Origin of the sequence: Paenibacillus sp. FSL L8-0708 (assembly GCF_038009325.1) — a bacterium.
Lineage (GTDB): Bacteria > Bacillota > Bacilli > Paenibacillales > Paenibacillaceae > Paenibacillus_AQ > Paenibacillus_AQ odorifer.
The window spans coordinates 6,828,070-6,845,014 of the sequence record NZ_JBBPBC010000001.1 but is presented as its reverse complement, the minus strand read 5'-3'; the positions used below and the strand labels follow the sequence as shown (position 1 = coordinate 6,845,014).

Here is a 16,945-nt window from a genome sequence, read left to right as displayed (position 1 = left end):
AGAAAATATTTAAGACAACCAAATAATGCTTGTAAATCATGATTGGAGATATTTATGCATACTATAGACGTCGATTTAGTAGCAAGATTAATAAATGAACAATTTCCTGAATGGTCCGATTTAGAGATCAGGCCTGTAAAATTCAGTGGGCATGATAATCGGACTTTTCATTTAGGTGAACAGATGAGTGTGCGATTACCAAGTGCAGCCGCTTATGTTCCTCAAGTGGAGAAAGAACAAAAATGGTTACCTTTTTTAAAGAAAGGACTTACGTTACCTATTTCAACACCATTAGCGAAAGGGACACCTACCAAAGAATATCCCTGGCCTTGGTCTATTAATAATTGGCTAGAGGGAGAGACTTTATCCCATGAGAACATTAATGATCTCAATCAATTTGCGAGAGACTTGGGAAGCTTTTTAATTGAATTACAGTCTATTGATGCTAGTGGGGGACCTTTAGCCGGAGAGCATAATTTTTATAGAGGTGGGTCCTTAGCTGTATATGATGAGGAATCTAGAAATGCGATTGAGCATAATAAAGATATTTTTAATGAAGGTCTATTGAAAAAGATCTGGAAACTGGCATTAGACTCTGAATGGGAGTCAGAACCAGTTTGGGTTCATGGTGATGTCGCACCTGGAAATATATTAGTCAAAGACGGACAGCTTTGTGCAGTCATTGATTTTGGCATATTAGGGGTGGGTGATCCTGCTTGTGATGCTGCAATGGCGTGGACTTTTTTTGATGAGGCTAGTAGAAGAATCTTTAAAAAGGTATTAAACATGGATGCACAAACGTGGAATAGAGCAAGAGGGTGGGCTTTATGGAAAGCACTGATCACCTATAATGGAAATCGATATTCTAATCCAACAGTAGCGGAAGAATCCTTGAATATTATCAATCTAATAGTAGAAGACATCGAATTGTAGAAATTGAACTACATAAAACATGTAAACTAAACCATAATAGTCAATAAGCACGAATGAGCATCAGTCAGATGATAAAGTGTTGTATTTAAATCCGAAAGAAAGGAATTTGTATGAACATTTAGCGACTGACAACGATTATCATATTAGAATTATTATAAATAACTTGACAGGCCTTAATTTGGTTAATTATAATAATTATAAATAGTATCCACTCTATTCATAAATTAAACCCAAAGGAGATTAAACAATATGTCATTAATCGGAACAGAAGTACTACCATTCAAAGCAAGCGCATTTCAAGATGGGAAATTTATCGATGTTACAGAAGAAAACTTCAAAGGTAAATGGAGTGTAGTTTGCTTTTACCCAGCTGACTTCACATTCGTATGCCCAACTGAACTAGAAGATTTGCAGAACCAATATGAAACCCTCAAACAACTAGGTGTTGAAGTATATTCCGTTTCTACTGACACACACTTTACACATAAAGCATGGCATGAAAGCTCCGCAGCAATTGGCAAGGTGAAGTACATTATGATCGGCGATCCTTCCCATGTGGTTTCCCGCAACTTTGATGTATTGATCGAAGCTGACGGTCTTGCAGATCGTGGTACATTCATCATTGATCCAGACGGTGTTATTCAAACTGTTGAGATTAATGCTGGTGGTATCGGTCGCGATGCTAGCGCTCTTGTTAACAAAATTAAAGCAGCGCAATATGTACGCAATCATCCAGGTGAAGTTTGCCCAGCGAAATGGTCGGAAGGTGCAGAAACTCTTAAACCAAGTCTCGATCTTGTAGGTAAGATTTAAGGAGCGAAAGCTAAATGAAACTAGATCAAGAAATAAAAGCTCAACTAGCGCAATACCTTGAACTCTTGGAAGGCGATGTAGTACTGAAACTCAGTGCAGGCGCTGACGAGGCATCACAAGAGATGACCGAACTAGTTGATGAAATTGCCAAAATGTCACCTAGGATTACGGTGGAAAGAACCGAACTGTCTAGAACCCCAAGCTTTAGTGTAAATCGTGTGGGTGAAGATACGGGCGTAACCTTTGCCGGAACTCCGCTTGGACACGAATTTACTTCATTAGTATTGGCTCTGTTGCAGGTTAGCGGAAGAGCTCCTAAGGTTGAGCAAAGTGTAATTGATCAGATCAAAGGCATTAGTGGTGAATATAAGTTTGAAACTTATGTTAGCCTGAGCTGTCATAATTGCCCTGATGTTGTACAAGCACTGAATCTTATGAGTATCTTTAATCCGGGCATTACCCATACGATGATTGACGGTGGAGTATTCAAAGAAGAGGTAGAAAGCAAAGAAATTATGTCTGTTCCAAGCGTCTACCTTAATGGTGAATTTTTCGAAAGTGGTCGTATGACGGTTGAAGAAATTTTAGCTAAAATGGGCAGCAGTGTGGACGCATCTGAGTTTGACAATAAAGCTCCATATGATGTGCTTGTTGTCGGCAGCGGCCCAGCTGGTGCAAGTGCAGCCATTTATGCGGCACGTAAAGGTATTCGTACAGGTATTGTTGCTGAACGCTTTGGCGGACAGGTTAACGACACGCTTGGTATCGAGAACTTTATTAGTGTGAAGTACACTGAAGGTCCTCAACTCGTAGCTAAACTTGAAGAGCAAGTAAAAGAGTATGGCATTGATGTGATGAAATTGCAGCGTGTCAGACGTCTAGACAAAAATGACTTAATTGAAGTTGAACTCGAGAACGGTGCTGTTCTAAAGAGTAAGACGGTCATTCTGTCTACAGGTGCTCGTTGGCGGAATATGGGCGTGCCTGGTGAAGCTGAATTCAAGAACAAAGGTGTAGCCTACTGCCCACACTGTGATGGTCCTTTGTTTGCAGGCAAAGATGTTGCAGTTGTTGGCGGCGGTAACTCAGGTATTGAGGCAGCTATTGACCTTGCAGGTATAGTGAAGCATGTAACGGTTCTGGAATTTGCTCCAGAGCTCAAAGCTGATGCTGTACTGCAAGATCGTCTCTATAGCCTTCCTAACGTTACTGTTCTTAAAAACGTGCAAACTAAAGAGATTACCGGAACTGATAAGGTAAATGGTATTTCTTATGTTGATCGTGCGACAGAAGAGACTCACCATGTTGAATTGCAGGGTGTATTTGTACAGATTGGTCTGGTTCCAAATACAGAATGGCTAGGTGACACAGTTGAACGTACTCGCGTAGGTGAGATTGTTGTAGATAGCCATGGTGCTACTAGCTTACCAGGAGTATTCGCTGCTGGTGACTGCACTAATAGTGCTTATAAACAAATCATTATCTCGATGGGATCCGGTGCAACTGCAGCGCTAGGAGCATTTGATTATCTGATCCGTAACTAATCGATATTATTAGTAACAGCAAGAGAACGAAAGCCCTCACTTTTCACAAAGTGGGGGCTTTTTTTATGTTATTCGTCTTTTGTGAGAGAGAAATGGGTGTTTGTAAACTTTTTTGGAGGATTTTATGAAGATTTTCGCGAATACATATCTAAAATATGAATTAAGCAAAATTAAGGATTTAGATTAAATGCATGTCTGCAAGGCATAATCTGGTTAGACTTGGTGCGCTATAAATAACGTTTTGCTGGAATGGAGACTATATTTCTGTGATTAACAACATTGAATCTTTAGACAAATTTATCTCACTTATACCAATTATAAAATTATCTATCCCCTCTGATTTATCAATAGCGATATGTGATTTGGAACGGTTCGTTGCTTATTTTCCTGGCGACACTATAAATTTAAACATTAACGAAGGACAACCTTTACACAAAGAAGAACCACTTTACTTAGCGATACAAGAGAATCGTACCTTGAAGTCCGATGTTCCAGCCCACTTTTATGGATTTGAGTTTACAGGTACAGCAACACCTCTTCACGATCAAACGGGACAAGTCATTGGCGGGATTGCAGTTCAGATTCGAAGACAAAGTGAATTAAAAGCCATTGTAGAACAAATCTCGGAATCATTATCCCAAGCCAATGAGCAAATTAATAATATTTCCTATGGCGTAAGTTCACTTTCGGATCACTCTCAGGAACTACTCATTCAATCTCAGCAGGCTGGAAAAGATGTGGAGAATACAACAGAAGTCCTATCCATTATAAACAGGGTTGCTGATCAAACGAATTTACTTGGGCTGAATGCTGCAATAGAAGCAGCGCATGCAGGTGAGAAAGGTAGAAGTTTTGAAGTCGTAGCCAAGGAAATCCGGAAATTTTCAAGGGAAACCGTCGCCTCGACGCAAAACATAAATAAAACCATGTTACAGATTAAGGGAATTACGAATCAAATGGCTAATTCGATAGAGAAGATAGCAGCTATCGGGCAAGAACAGGCGGCATCTGTTCAGCATACTTCTACATTTATTGAGGAAATAAAGATAATGTCCCAAAAACTTAATGAGTTTGCTAATAAATTATAAAAAGAGATTCAGTAGCAGTATTTTTGTCGCAATAAAAGAAAATTTTAAACGTATATTTAAAATCATGAATGGTATAGTAAGATAGTAATGAGTAATCAACATAGGAGGAATAAATTATGTCAACGCCGCACAATGCAGCACAAAATGGTGAAATCGCCAAAACAGTATTAATGCCAGGAGATCCTTTGAGAGCGAAGTATATTGCAGAAACCTATTTGGAGAACCCAACCCAATTTAATACGGTACGTAATATGTTTGGATATACAGGAACTTATAAAGGCAAAGAGGTTTCGGTAATGGGTTCGGGAATGGGAATGCCAAGTATCGGTATTTATTCTTATGAACTATACAAAAACTATGGTGTGGAAAACATCATTCGTATCGGTAGTGCTGGAGCATATACTGATAAATTGAATTTATTTGACGTGGTGTTGGCGGATAGCGCGTGGAGTGAATCTACATATGCCTATGTGCAAAGCGGTGTAGAAGGAGATATCCAGCTGCCAAGTAAAGAATTGAACGAAGTCATTGAAGCAGCGGCTACACGTATTAACAAGCCAGTTCTGACGGCGAGAATTCATTCCAGCGATGTATTCTATCATGAAGACAATGTGCCTGGAGTTAATGAATTTTACAATGAACATGGCTGTGTTTGTGTAGAAATGGAGAGTTATGCGTTGTTCCATAATGCGAAAGTGTTAGGTAAACAAGCTGCATGTATTCTTACCATTTCCGATTCGTTAGTTACTCATGCTGTAACCACGGCAGAAGAAAGACAAAATTCTTTCAACGGCATGATGGAAGTAGCTTTAGAAGCAGCGATTTCTATTTAATAAAAAAGATTAAGCAGCTTAAAAAGTTCTACGAGAAAAAGCTTGAAAGCCTATTAAATTCAGGATTAAGTCCTGATATTTGATAGGTTTTTTTCTCATTTGTAAGGTTGTGGAAACGGATAGGTGAAGCGTGTAAATTATTGTTGTTTTTAATCAAAATTTAATGTTAAATTCGTAATAATTCTCTCGGATTATACCGATATAAAAATCAAACCAAATGGCTACAAATCTTAGAAAAGACATCTAATCTCCATATGGTGGAAGTATTTATATTTTGGTGTAATGCCAAAGGGGGAAAATTGTGATTAAGCGGAGTGGCAATCTTTTATTAGCAATAAGTTTAGTATTCTCTATCGTCAGTTCTCTGTTTATGCCTGCAGTAATTTATGCAGCACCCAGCAATAGCAATATCATAGATCAAAGCTCCACATCAGCTGGAAATTTGAGCAGTGTTGCATTTGGTAACAATGTTTTTGTAGCGGTGGGCCAAGGAGGGATATCTACATCATCAAATGGTGTAGATTGGTCTATCTCAAAAAAGGCGGGGAACCCCAAACTAACTTCTATTGTGTTCGCTAATGGGCTGTTCTTAGCTATTGATGGTAGCGAAAAGGCAGTATACAATTCACTCGATGGTGAAAATTGGACAAAAAAAACGTTAGCTATCACACCGGAAAGGTTGAAAGCGGTCAATGAAAAGTTCTTTGTATGGCAGTCAGTATATAAACCTGGCACCAATCCACCTTCTTATGATGTAACTCTACTACAATCCTCGGATGGCATTAACTGGACAGACACAGGAATCACTTCTACCAATGCAATATTCGGAATGCAAAGCTTAACGGATATTGCTTATGGCAACAACAAATATGTGGTCTCTGCTAACAATGCTGTCTATTATACCTCAACGAATCTGATCAATTGGACAACGGTCACCTTAACCGATCTTGTGATCAACCACTATAACTCTAGTTGGCCTTATGTTACGAATGTAATCTATTTAAATAATCGTTTCTTTAGTTATATCGTGACTCCGTATGCTAAAAAAGTATTCACCTCTACAGACGGTGCTAATTGGACCGTTGATGCCTCATGGGATAACAAGCAATTTTATGGGGGAGGTTCTTTAAATGGGAGCTATTTGTTGTTTGGGCAGGGTGTTATTTATAAATCTTCTGCGGCTCCGCTGGACAGCACCCAGTGGACATCTTCGGATTCCCATACAACAATGATGGTGAACAATATGGTTTACGGAAATGGCAAATATGTTGCCTCAGGGGGCAGCGGCTTACTGGTTTCTTCTGACCTATCGGCGTGGAGTAATGTCAGCGGTAATCTGAAAAGTATTGCTAAGGATGGTAATGGCAATTATGTTGCCGTCTCATCCGGGGAATATGGCTCTATTTACAAATCTAATAGCTCCGCAGTATGGAACGATGTCACACCCTCCAAGCTGCCGGGAATGAATGCGGTCACTTATGGAGCAGGGAAGTTTATTGCGGTTACAGATAAAGAAAACTACAATTTTAACGCCAAAGTGGTGACCTCGACCAACGGTGATACTTGGACTATGACAGATACCGGAGTGCAGGACAATCTGACTGGCGTTGCTTTTGGCACAAATCAGTACGTTGCTGTTTCCGATTATGGCGGAATTTATTCTTCAGTTAACGGAACCTCATGGACAGAGAAATTTAAAAATGGGGATTTTGCATTTAATACAGTAGTTTACTTGAATAATCAATTTGTAGCTCTTGGGATGAAATACAATAGTACTACTTATGAGCAAGAGAGCGTTGTTATCGCAAAATCATCAGATGGAATACAGTGGAATGTGCCCTTAGAGATTGGGTTCCCCAATACTTCTTTAAAGGGAATTGCCTATGATGGTAGAGCTTATATTCTGGTTGGAGAAGATACACTTAGCCAGCAGGCAGTAATTCTAACCACAGAAGATTTGGTAACTTTTACGAAGGTTACAATATCAGCTAGCGCACTAAATAATATCAGCTTTGGTAATGGAAGTTTTCTGGCTGTTGGATTGAAGGGGGAGTTATTCTCTTCGGCAGACGGATCCACGTGGACTCAGGAAACATCAGAGCTTACCTCTAATCTTAATGGCATTATTTACGATGGTACTAATTTTAAGGTCGTGGGGGATTATTTCACTAAAATGACCCTGAACCTAGGACCTACTCTTGCATATAGCATCACCGCCTCAGCGGCGACGTTGACACCTGTCGTAGGTGTAGATAATGGGATTACGCTGACCGTGAAAAATTCGCTGGGCAATACGGATACAACGTTCACCGGAACAAAAGAAGTGACGGTAACGGGTTATGGTGTTGCGCCGGACGGAACGTACGGAAGCTTAGGAAGCACTGCTTTGGCAGCTTCACCGAACAAGATCAACGTTAATTTCGTTGCGGGTGTAGCACAGGTGAACCTTAAGCTGAATAAAGCGGGAGCACAGGCTGTTGTGTTTAGCCAAGCAGGCGTAACTTCGCCAGCGGCAACAGCGCTGAACATTACACCTGTCGCAGGTAGCACGGCGACAATGAAGCTGACCACGGGCGTAAGTGCCCCGCAGACCAATGGTGGTAGCTTCGCGCAGCAGCCAGTGATAACGCTGCTGGATCAGTTTGGGAATGTAAACTTTGGCGACAACAGTACGGTTGTTACTGTGTCGAAGAAGGACACTGGAAGCTGGACGTTGACGGGGAATACGATGTTGACGGCAGTAGCGGGTGTCATTTCCTTTACGGATCTGGGAGCTACGAATGCAGCTGGAATCACCGGAGCGCAACTGGCATTTGATGCGACAGGTCTTCCACAGAACACTAGCGCTACCGTGAATCTTCCACAACCACAGGGAGCGCAAAGCATCACCGCCTCAGCGGCGACGTTAACACCTGTCGTAGGTGTAGATAATGGCATTACGCTGACCGTGAAAAATTCGCTGGGCGATACGGATGCAACGTTCACCGGAACGAAAGAAGTGACGGTAGCGGGTTATGATGTTGCGCCGGACGGAACGTACGGAAGCTTAGGAATCACCGCTTTGGTAGCTTCACCGAGCAAGATCAACGTTGATTTCGTTGAGGGTGTAGCACAGGTGGATCTGAAGCTGAACAAAGCTGGCGCGCAAGCGGTTGTGTTCAGCCAAGCAGGCGTAGCCACGCCAGCAGCAACGGCGCTGAACATTGCACCTGTCGCAGGTAGCACAGCGACAATGAAGCTGACTACGGGCGTAAGTGCCCCGCAGGTCAATGGCGGCAGCTTCGCGCAGCAGCCAGTGATAACGCTGCTGGATCAGTTTGGGAATGTAAACCTTGGCGACAACAGTACGGTTGTTACTGTGTCGAAGAAGGACACAGGAAGCTGGACGTTGACGGGGAATACGACGTTGACGGCATTAGCGGGCTTCATTTCCTTTACGGATCTGGGAGCTACGAATGCAGCTGGAATCACCGGAGCGCAACTGGCATTTGATGCGACAGGACTTCCACAGGTCACTAGTGTAGCGTTGAATCTTCCACAGCCACAGGGAGCACAAAGCATCACCGCCTCAGCAGCGACCTTGACGCCTGTCGTAGGTGTAGATAATGGCATTACGCTGACTGTGAAAAATTCGCTGGGTAATACAGATACAACGTTCACGGGAACGAAAGAAGTGACGGTAACGGGTTATGGTGTTGCGCCGGACGGTACGTACGGAAGCTTAGGAATCACCGCTTTGGCGGCTTCACCAAGCAAGATCAACGTTGATTTCGTTGCGGGTGTAGCTCAGGTGGATCTGAAGCTGAACAAAGCTGGCGCGCAATCGGTTGTGTTCAGCCAAGCAGGCGTAGCCACGCCAGCAGCAACAGCGCTGAACATTGCACCTGTCGCAGGTAGCACAGCGACAATGAAGCTGACCACAGGCGTAAGTGCTCCGCAGGCCAATGGCGGCAGCTTCGCGCAGCAGCCAGTAATTACTTTGCTGGATCAGTTTGGGAATGTAAACATTGTCGACAACAGTACGGTTGTTACTGTGTCGAAGAAGGACACTGGAAGCTGGACGTTGACGGGGAATACGACATTGACGGCAGTAGCGGGTGTCATTTCCTTTACGGATCTGGGAGCTACGAATGCAGCTGGAATCACCGGAGCGCAACTGGCATTTGATGCGACAGGTCTTCCACAGAACACTAGCGCTACCGTGAATCTTCCACAGCCACAGGGAGCGCAAAGCATCACCGCCTCAGCGGCGACTTTAACACCTGTCGTAGGTGTAGATAATGGGATTACGCTGACCGTGAAGAATTCACTGGGCGATACGGATACAACGTTCACGGGAACAAAAGAAGTGACGGTAACGGGTTATGATGTTGCGCCGGACGGAACGTACGGAAGCTTAGGAATCACCGCTTTGGCAGCTTCACCGAGCAAGATCAACGTTGATTTCGTTGAGGGTGTAGCACAGGTGAACCTGAAGCTGAACAAAGCTGGCGCGCAAGTGGTTGTGTTCAGCCAAGCAGGCATAGCCACGCCAGCGGCAACGGCGCTGAACATTGCACCTGTCGCAGGTAGCACAGCGACAATGAAGCTGACTACGGGCGTAAGTGCGCCGCAGGCTAACGGCGGCAGCTTCGCGCAGCAACCAGTAATTACTTTGCTGGATCAGTTTGGGAATGTAAACCTTGGCGACAACAGTACGGTTGTTACTGTGTCGAAGAAGGATGCAGGAAGCTGGACGTTGACGGGGAATGTGACGTTGACGGCAGTAGCGGGTGTCATTTCCTTTACGGATCTGGGAGCTACGAATGCCACTGGAATCACCGGAGCGCAACTGGCATTTGATGCGACAGGTCTTACAGAGATCACTAGTGCAGTTATTGACCTTACCTGGCCTGAACTTGCTGCGCCAAGTATTGAGTCTGTAACAGCAGGGAACGGACATATTCGAATTACTTGGAGTCCCGTATATGGTACCGATAGTTACGCTGTATATCAGTCTACAGCTTCAGGTGTTTATGGAGCTGAGGTAGCTACTATAAGTGGCTCTGAGAACAGTTACGATGCTGTAGGATTAATTAATGGAACTGCTTATTATTTTATTGTTAAAGCTGTTAATCCTGATGGTATCAGTGCGGCTTCCAATGAAGTAACTAGAACGCCTCAGGTTCCAGCGCCGGGCGCGCCAATACTTCATTCACCTGTGGCAAGTAATGGCCTCATCGGCTTAACATGGGATCCGGTGAAGGGTGCGATTGGATACACTATATATCAAGGTATCGCTTCCGGAATCTATGAGACCCAAGTGGCTACAGTAAGCGAATCTGTCTACAACTATGATGTGACAGGGTTAACTAATGGCCAATCTTATTATTTCGTAGTTAAGGCATCTAATCCGGGCGGGGAGAGTGCAGCTTCTAACGAAGTCAGCACGAAACCAAGAACATCACCATCTGCACCTACGGACTTAATAGCGGTAGCGGGAGATGGCGAGGTGACTGTGACATTTGCAGTTCCTGATTCGAACGGGGGAACTCCAATTACGAATTATGAGGTAACTGCTTCTCCGGGTAATATCGTAACGGTTGGGGCAACAAGTCCAATAAAGGTAACTGGTCTAGCGAATGGAACCACTTATTCGTTTACAGTTAAAGCGATTAATAGCGCTGGTAGTAGTGTAGCTTCTGAAGTTTCGAACTCCGTGACACCGAAGTCATCAACGGAGGTTGAGGTTACACCTACACCGCCAACACCAACACCAACAGAATCACCGACATCAACACCGACTGCACCACCTTCAACAACTGCACCAACTGCAACAGCAGGATCCACTACTACAGCTACAGCTACACCATCTAGCAGCATGGTTGAGGTATTGGTGAACGGTAAGGTTGAAAATGCCGGAACAGCAACGATATCTGAGTATAACGGGCAGACGGTTACCACGATTGTTGTAGATCAGGCAAAAATAGAGCAACGTATCGAAAAGGAAGACCAGAATGCAATTATAACTATCCCTGTGACTGCGACTTCAGATGTGATTATTGGCGAGCTTAATGGCCAAATCATCAAAGATATGGAGCAGAAGCAGGCGCTGCTAATCATTCGTACTCCAAAAGGTACTTATACAATATCAGCAGCACAGATTGATATCAGTGCAATTTCAAAACAGTTTGGCTCAGACATTGCTCTACAAGATGTGAAGGTGCAAATTTCAATTTCTGTTCCGGCTGCGGATGTACTGAAAAAAATAGAAATGTTGGCAGCCAATGAAAAGCTAACGTTGGTAGCTCAGCCATTAGATTTCACGGTGAAGGTTACTTACGCTGGAAATACTGTTGAGCTCACTAAGTTTAACACTTATGTGGAAAGAACTATTCCTCTTGCAGATGGTGTAGACCTTAAGAAGACCACGACTGGGCTAGTGCTTGAAGCGGGGGGGACGTTCCGCCATGTACCCACACAGATTGTTGCCATTGATGGCAAACACTTTGCGAAAATACACAGTTTAACGAACAGTACGTATTTTGTAGTTCAAGATCCACAGAACTTCAAGGATGTCGCCACCCACTGGGCTAAGGACATTGTCAATGAGATGGCTTCCCGTAAGGTTATTAATGGAGTCGGCGACGATTTGTTTAACCCTAATCTGGAGATTACACGTGCAGAATTTGCGGCGATTATCGTACGTGGATTGGGATTGAAGTTGGAAAGCGGGACAACATCCTTTACGGATGTAAAGGTCTCAGATTGGTATAATGATGCTGTGCAGACAGCTTACTCCTATAAGCTAATCAACGGTTTTGAAGATGGAACGTTCCATCCAACAGACAAGATTACTCGGGAACAGGCGATGAGTATTATTGCTAAAGCTATGGTGATTACCGATTTGAAGACAAATCTTCCTGCCAAAGAAGCAAGCGAGCTGCTGAGCATTTACACGGATGCGAATGAAGCATCAGACTGGGCGAAGAGTGGCATCGCAGACAGCCTGCAAGCAGGAATCATCACGGGCAGAAGCGGAAATGTACTTGCCCCACAAGCCTTCATTACGAGAGCAGAAGTTGCGGCTATCATCCAAAGATTGCTGCAACAATCAGATTTGATCTAATACACGGTTCTGATTCGAGAGGATCCTTCATGCAGGAAGAGCTGCGGAGGGTCCTCTTTATTTTATTAGGTCAGAGACAATCATTTGTTGCTTTTTTATTGACAAGAAGAAAAATCCAGTCAATAATAACATATGAACACATGCTCATATGTTATTATTAACTGGAGCTTTTGAATGTAACTGCGCAGGGCTACGAATACTATCTAGCTGAAGGTAATAGGAGGTTAAGCATGATGAACAAGAAGAACAAACGCAATCATCAGGTCGAAAATGTACACGGGCAACGGTCCAATCACGATCACAGTAACCACGACCACGCTCATGAAGGACACAGTCACTCCCATGGCTCTCACGGGCATCAACATTTTGATCCTAGTGGAAATAAAAAAGGGCTTTTGATTGCGTTGATCATTACGGTTGGAATTATGTTTTTGGAGTTTTTTGGTGGGTTGATTACTAACAGCTTAGCCCTGTTATCGGACAGTGGGCATATGCTAAACGATGCAAGCTCTCTAGCATTAAGCCTAGTAGCGGTCTGGTTTGCAACTAAACCTGCTTCTCCGAACAAAACGTATGGTTTTCATCGATTTGAAATTTTGGCGGCACTCTTAAACGGAGTTACTTTATTTGTAGTTGCTGGATTTATTATTGTAGAAGCTTATGGGCGGTTTTTTGAGCCGCCGACAGTTGCCAGCGGATCTATGATGCTGATCGCAAGTATTGGTCTTTTAGCCAATGTGGCTAGTGCATGGTCGCTTATGAGAAAAGGGGATGTAAAAAATAACATTAATCTCCGTAGTGCTTATCTCCATGTGCTTGGTGATGCTTTAGGTTCAGTAGGGGCAATTATTGCCGGTTTAATCATGATGATTTTTGGCTGGTATGTTGCTGATCCAATCATAAGCGTACTGGTTGCTCTATTGATTCTTAGAGGGGCATGGGGAATTATCAAACATACCGTTCACGTCCTTATGGAAGGCACCCCGATTACAATTAATCCAGCTGAAGTAAAGGAAATCCTCGAAAGCATTGAGGGGGTTAGAAATGTTCATGACCTGCATATCTGGACCATTACTTCGGGTTTAGATTCACTCAGCTGTCATATCTTAATTGAAGAGGAAGCAGATGGGCAACACATTTTGCAGCAAGCTATTCGGTTAATTGCCGATCATTTCAAAATTCAACATACAACCATTCAGGTTGAAACTTTCGCTATAGTTCATGAAGAATTGAAAATCTAATCAATGATTTATTTTTTGAATAGAATAGGGGGGCTATAGTATAATAAAAATACGAGGAAAGGGGTGATCGGTGCATGGATAATCTGACTCACGAGCATGATTCATGCAGTACGGATGAGCGGAAAAGTCATCACTCAGATAAAACTAAAAAGAATTTGATTAGCCGGCTCAATAGAATTGAAGGTCAGGTTAGAGGGCTAAAAGGGTTAATTGAAAAAGACACCTATTGTGATGATGTGCTGCATCAAATCTCCTCGGTCCAATCTGCATTGAACGGCGTGGGCAAGCTTTTGCTGGAGCATCATATGAAAAGTTGTGTAGTGGAACGTATCCAGGAAGGTGAGAACGAGGTACTGGATGAACTATTAGTTACCATCAATAAATTAATTAGATAATTGATCAATCGGAAGGATTCCCCGGAATCCTTTTTTATTTGCTCAAATTGGGTATATATAGAGTAGGGGACTATCCTAATCTATGATTTGAGAGGAGAATGTGTTATGGCACATCAAAACTACAAAGAGTGTATCGAAGAGTGTTTAAAATGTATGATAGCTTGCAATCACTGTTACTCTGCTTGTTTGGATGAGGATCATGTGGGGATGATGAAGGAGTGCATTCGCCTGGATCGTGAATGTGCAGATATATGCGAGTTTGCAGCTCATGCCATGTCGATGAACAGTAAATATGCAAAAGAGATTTGTTTAGCTTGTGCAGAAGCTTGTGAAGCCTGCGGCAACGAATGCCAAAAGCATGATCATGAACATTGCCAGCAATGTGCAGAAGCTTGTTTTGCTTGTGCAAAAGTTTGCCGTGAAATGGCGGCGTAATTTAAAGCTTGAAACTGAAGGGGCTGCTGCGGCAGCCCTTTATTCATGAATAGGAAGCCAAATCTAAGGGCAACTAGTGAGGTTTTGTAAAATTATTAAGTAATATAGGTAAATATAGTGTTAAAATTTATTGAAATAATACCTTTATAATCAAGAGATATAGATGCCATAGGGGATGGCTGAGAAAAATAAACAGTTATGAGAGGGATGTTAACGACGGTATGATCAATCTTAGTCCAGAACGACTCCAGCAAGTTAGCTACATAGGGATTAATGAGGCTGATTTAGAATTATTAAAAAGCAAGGAGAAAGAATTCAACTTAATCGTTAGCTCATTGGTTGAGGAGCTGTATAAACAGATGACGATGGAGCCAGAGCTGCTCCTCATCATTGAGCAGCACAGTACACTGGATCGATTGAAAGAAACACAGCAGTGGTATTTTTTATCCATGGCCGCTGGTGTGATCGATGAAGCATTTATTGAAAGACGTTTGCTTATCGGGAAAATCCATTCTCGTATTGGATTAACAACGAATTGGTATTTGGGGACGTACATATTATATCTGGATTTGGCTACTGCTTATTTTGAACGGATATTACCAAACGAATGGAAGCCTGTTATTCATGCCTTAACCAAGATGTTTAATCTCGATTCACAGCTCGTTCTTGAAGCCTATGAAGTGGATGAAAAAGCAAAAATAGAAAACTTGCTGGAGAAGCAAAATCACCTGCTTACAGGAGTGAGTTCAGCCGTTCAGGAGCTGGTATCTTTGATGGTTCAATTAAAGGATAGCAGTGAATCGATAGAAAGTTTAGCTAGTAAAAATGCTGATTATCAAGAGAAAACGCATCAAACGGTATTATATTTGGACAAAGAGGTGGAGTCTATTCATCAAGTGGGTACGATGATTAGAGAAGTGGCTGATCATACGCATCTTTTAGGCCTAAATGCGGCTATTGAAGCAGCCAGAGCTGGGGAGTTTGGAAGAGGTTTTGAAGTTGTGGCTAATGAAGTTCGTAAGCTAGCCCGTCGCTCAAAGGATTCACTGGTAACCATTGACCAGAAACTCGACAATATCAATGCCACCCTTTCCAAGGTGAAAAAAGAATCGGAACACAACTCCATGTATTCCAAGGATCAGGTCAAAAGCTCTCAAGAGCTGGCTTCCTTCGTGAACTTAATTGAAAAAGTGACTGCTGAGTTAGAGAGCTTGAAATGAAACTGCTACGGATTGAAACACTCCTTCAGAAAATTCTGAGGAGTGTTTTTTTGTTTGAAGAAGTTATTAGCGGTATAGCTTAAACATCAGTTTTGGAGACACCGTTTAAGCTGGGCACATAATCAGCAGCCTTATCGATGTTCACCATCTGAGCGGCTTCATTGAAATTGTTGTTATTCTCCGCATTGTTTTTCTTACTTGGTTGATGTTTTCCTGGAGCTTCTTTGGGATTGGCACTATTTTTGGGCATGACATTCACCTCCATATTCTTCACCTAGTATGAGAAGGTAGTTTGAATTTTATGCCAGCAGTTGACAAGTGTATCATTAAAAGATATAGTTCATTTAATGATATATCTTTTAATGATACATATGAGGAGGTGATTAAGTGTCAAGAACGGACTCATTGGAAATGGGAGAGCTCACAGACACTGCATTTTATATTCTCTTGTCTTTAGTCGAAGCCAAACACGGATATCTGATTATGAAATCAATCGAAACGATGACGAACAATCAATTTTCAATTGGGCCTGCTTCCATGTATACAACCATTAAGAAGCTGTTAGCGGCTGAATTTATTGAGCTGTATAAAGAAGAAGAGGACGACAAACGAAAAACGTATATTGCAACGGAAAAAGGAATTGGATTGCTAAGAAAAGAAGTAGAGCGCCGAAAAGAAATGATTAGACATGCAGAACAAATTCTCAAATAAAAGGTGGGGAATAGGCATGAAGAATACAAAATATGTGACCAGCGGGGGCTTAGCTTTTACTGAAAAAGGAGATATGCAGAAATTGAGTAAGTATGCCAAAAGGGGCTGGCTCCTGGAGAGCTTTGCACCTTTTGGTTATAAGTTAAGAAAGGGAGATCCCCAGAATCTTGAGTACAGTGTAGATTATCACACGAATGTCGATGAGGAGTATTATTTGATTTTTGAAGATGCCGGATGGACATATGTCTGTTCTGCCGGAAATGGGTTTCATATCTTTCGGGCAGCTGCAGGCACGGCGCCTATCTACTCGGACACAGGGACCCTCATTGACAAATATGAACGTGAAAAGAAAACGATGGGCAAAGTAGCCTTGCCATTGCTTATAGCTTTGATTGCTTTTATCTTCCTAGCGATCTTGGGCGTTAATGGATGGTTACCTGAGATCGTGAGGAATATCAGCCTGGTGTTAGTAGTGGTCACACTTTGTATGTTGGTCTTTCCGGGTCTTCCATACATTGCGTATCGATTCAAATTGAATAAATTACGAGAATAGCGAATGGATTTTTATCTAAAGGATGTTTGCACAGCCATGAATGAAGTTGGTTGTGGAACCATCCTTTTTTT

Annotated in this window: 13 protein-coding genes; 12 read left to right on the top strand and 1 reads right to left on the bottom strand. The window is 42.6% G+C overall.

The window, feature by feature from the left end; translation table 11 throughout:
• The first annotated feature begins 54 nt into the window (after positions 1 to 54).
• The 10 genes from NYE58_RS32170 to NYE58_RS32125 all read left to right on the top strand — a co-directional run bounded on the left by NYE58_RS32170 (position 55) and on the right by NYE58_RS32125 (position 15,610).
• Entirely contained in the window at positions 55 to 933 is an 879-nt protein-coding gene (locus NYE58_RS32170; RefSeq protein ID WP_341003952.1) for an aminoglycoside phosphotransferase family protein, read from the top strand.
• Positions 934 to 1,182: 249 nt separating this feature from the next.
• The gene (gene ahpC, locus NYE58_RS32165; RefSeq protein ID WP_036681373.1) at positions 1,183 to 1,746 is read left to right on the top strand and encodes an alkyl hydroperoxide reductase subunit C; all 564 of its coding nucleotides are present in this window, start codon (positions 1,183 to 1,185) and stop codon (positions 1,744 to 1,746) included.
• Between the two features lie 14 nt (positions 1,747 to 1,760).
• The gene (gene ahpF, locus NYE58_RS32160) at positions 1,761 to 3,290 is read left to right on the top strand and encodes an alkyl hydroperoxide reductase subunit F (RefSeq protein WP_076277814.1); all 1,530 of its coding nucleotides are present in this window, start codon (positions 1,761 to 1,763) and stop codon (positions 3,288 to 3,290) included.
• A 266-nt stretch (positions 3,291 to 3,556) separates the two neighbouring features.
• Positions 3,557 to 4,378, top strand: a complete 822-nt coding sequence (locus NYE58_RS32155; protein ID WP_341003950.1) for a methyl-accepting chemotaxis protein — start codon at positions 3,557 to 3,559, stop codon at positions 4,376 to 4,378.
• 116 nt (positions 4,379 to 4,494) lie between these two features.
• On the top strand, positions 4,495 to 5,211 hold the full coding sequence (deoD, locus tag NYE58_RS32150; RefSeq protein WP_036681380.1) for a purine-nucleoside phosphorylase: 717 nt from the start codon (positions 4,495 to 4,497) through the stop codon (positions 5,209 to 5,211).
• 301 nt (positions 5,212 to 5,512) lie between these two features.
• Complete coding sequence (locus NYE58_RS32145; RefSeq protein WP_341003949.1) at positions 5,513 to 12,319, top strand: S-layer homology domain-containing protein; 6,807 nt, start codon at positions 5,513 to 5,515, stop codon at positions 12,317 to 12,319.
• Positions 12,320 to 12,552: 233 nt separating this feature from the next.
• Positions 12,553 to 13,560, top strand: a complete 1,008-nt coding sequence (locus tag NYE58_RS32140; RefSeq protein ID WP_076277160.1) for a cation diffusion facilitator family transporter — start codon at positions 12,553 to 12,555, stop codon at positions 13,558 to 13,560.
• A 74-nt stretch (positions 13,561 to 13,634) separates the two neighbouring features.
• Entirely contained in the window at positions 13,635 to 13,955 is a 321-nt protein-coding gene (locus NYE58_RS32135; protein WP_341003948.1) for a metal-sensitive transcriptional regulator, read from the top strand.
• Positions 13,956 to 14,060: 105 nt separating this feature from the next.
• Complete coding sequence (locus NYE58_RS32130) at positions 14,061 to 14,390, top strand: four-helix bundle copper-binding protein (protein ID WP_076185472.1); 330 nt, start codon at positions 14,061 to 14,063, stop codon at positions 14,388 to 14,390.
• A gap of 221 nt (positions 14,391 to 14,611) precedes the next feature.
• The gene (locus tag NYE58_RS32125; protein ID WP_076219251.1) at positions 14,612 to 15,610 is read left to right on the top strand and encodes a globin-coupled sensor protein; all 999 of its coding nucleotides are present in this window, start codon (positions 14,612 to 14,614) and stop codon (positions 15,608 to 15,610) included.
• A gap of 79 nt (positions 15,611 to 15,689) precedes the next feature.
• Here NYE58_RS32125 and NYE58_RS32120 read toward each other — a convergent pair whose 3' ends face one another.
• Positions 15,690 to 15,860: a hypothetical protein gene (locus NYE58_RS32120; protein WP_155288200.1), complete on the bottom strand. Its 171-nt coding sequence runs from the start codon at positions 15,858 to 15,860 to the stop codon at positions 15,690 to 15,692.
• Positions 15,861 to 15,997: 137 nt separating this feature from the next.
• Between NYE58_RS32120 and NYE58_RS32115 the strand changes: the two genes are divergently transcribed.
• Both NYE58_RS32115 and NYE58_RS32110 read left to right on the top strand, forming a co-directional pair.
• The gene (locus NYE58_RS32115) at positions 15,998 to 16,321 is read left to right on the top strand and encodes a PadR family transcriptional regulator (RefSeq protein WP_036681391.1); all 324 of its coding nucleotides are present in this window, start codon (positions 15,998 to 16,000) and stop codon (positions 16,319 to 16,321) included.
• 16 nt (positions 16,322 to 16,337) lie between these two features.
• Positions 16,338 to 16,874, top strand: coding sequence for a DUF2812 domain-containing protein (locus tag NYE58_RS32110; protein WP_076219252.1), 537 nt, complete (start codon positions 16,338 to 16,340; stop codon positions 16,872 to 16,874).
• Positions 16,875 to 16,945 lie beyond the last annotated feature (71 nt).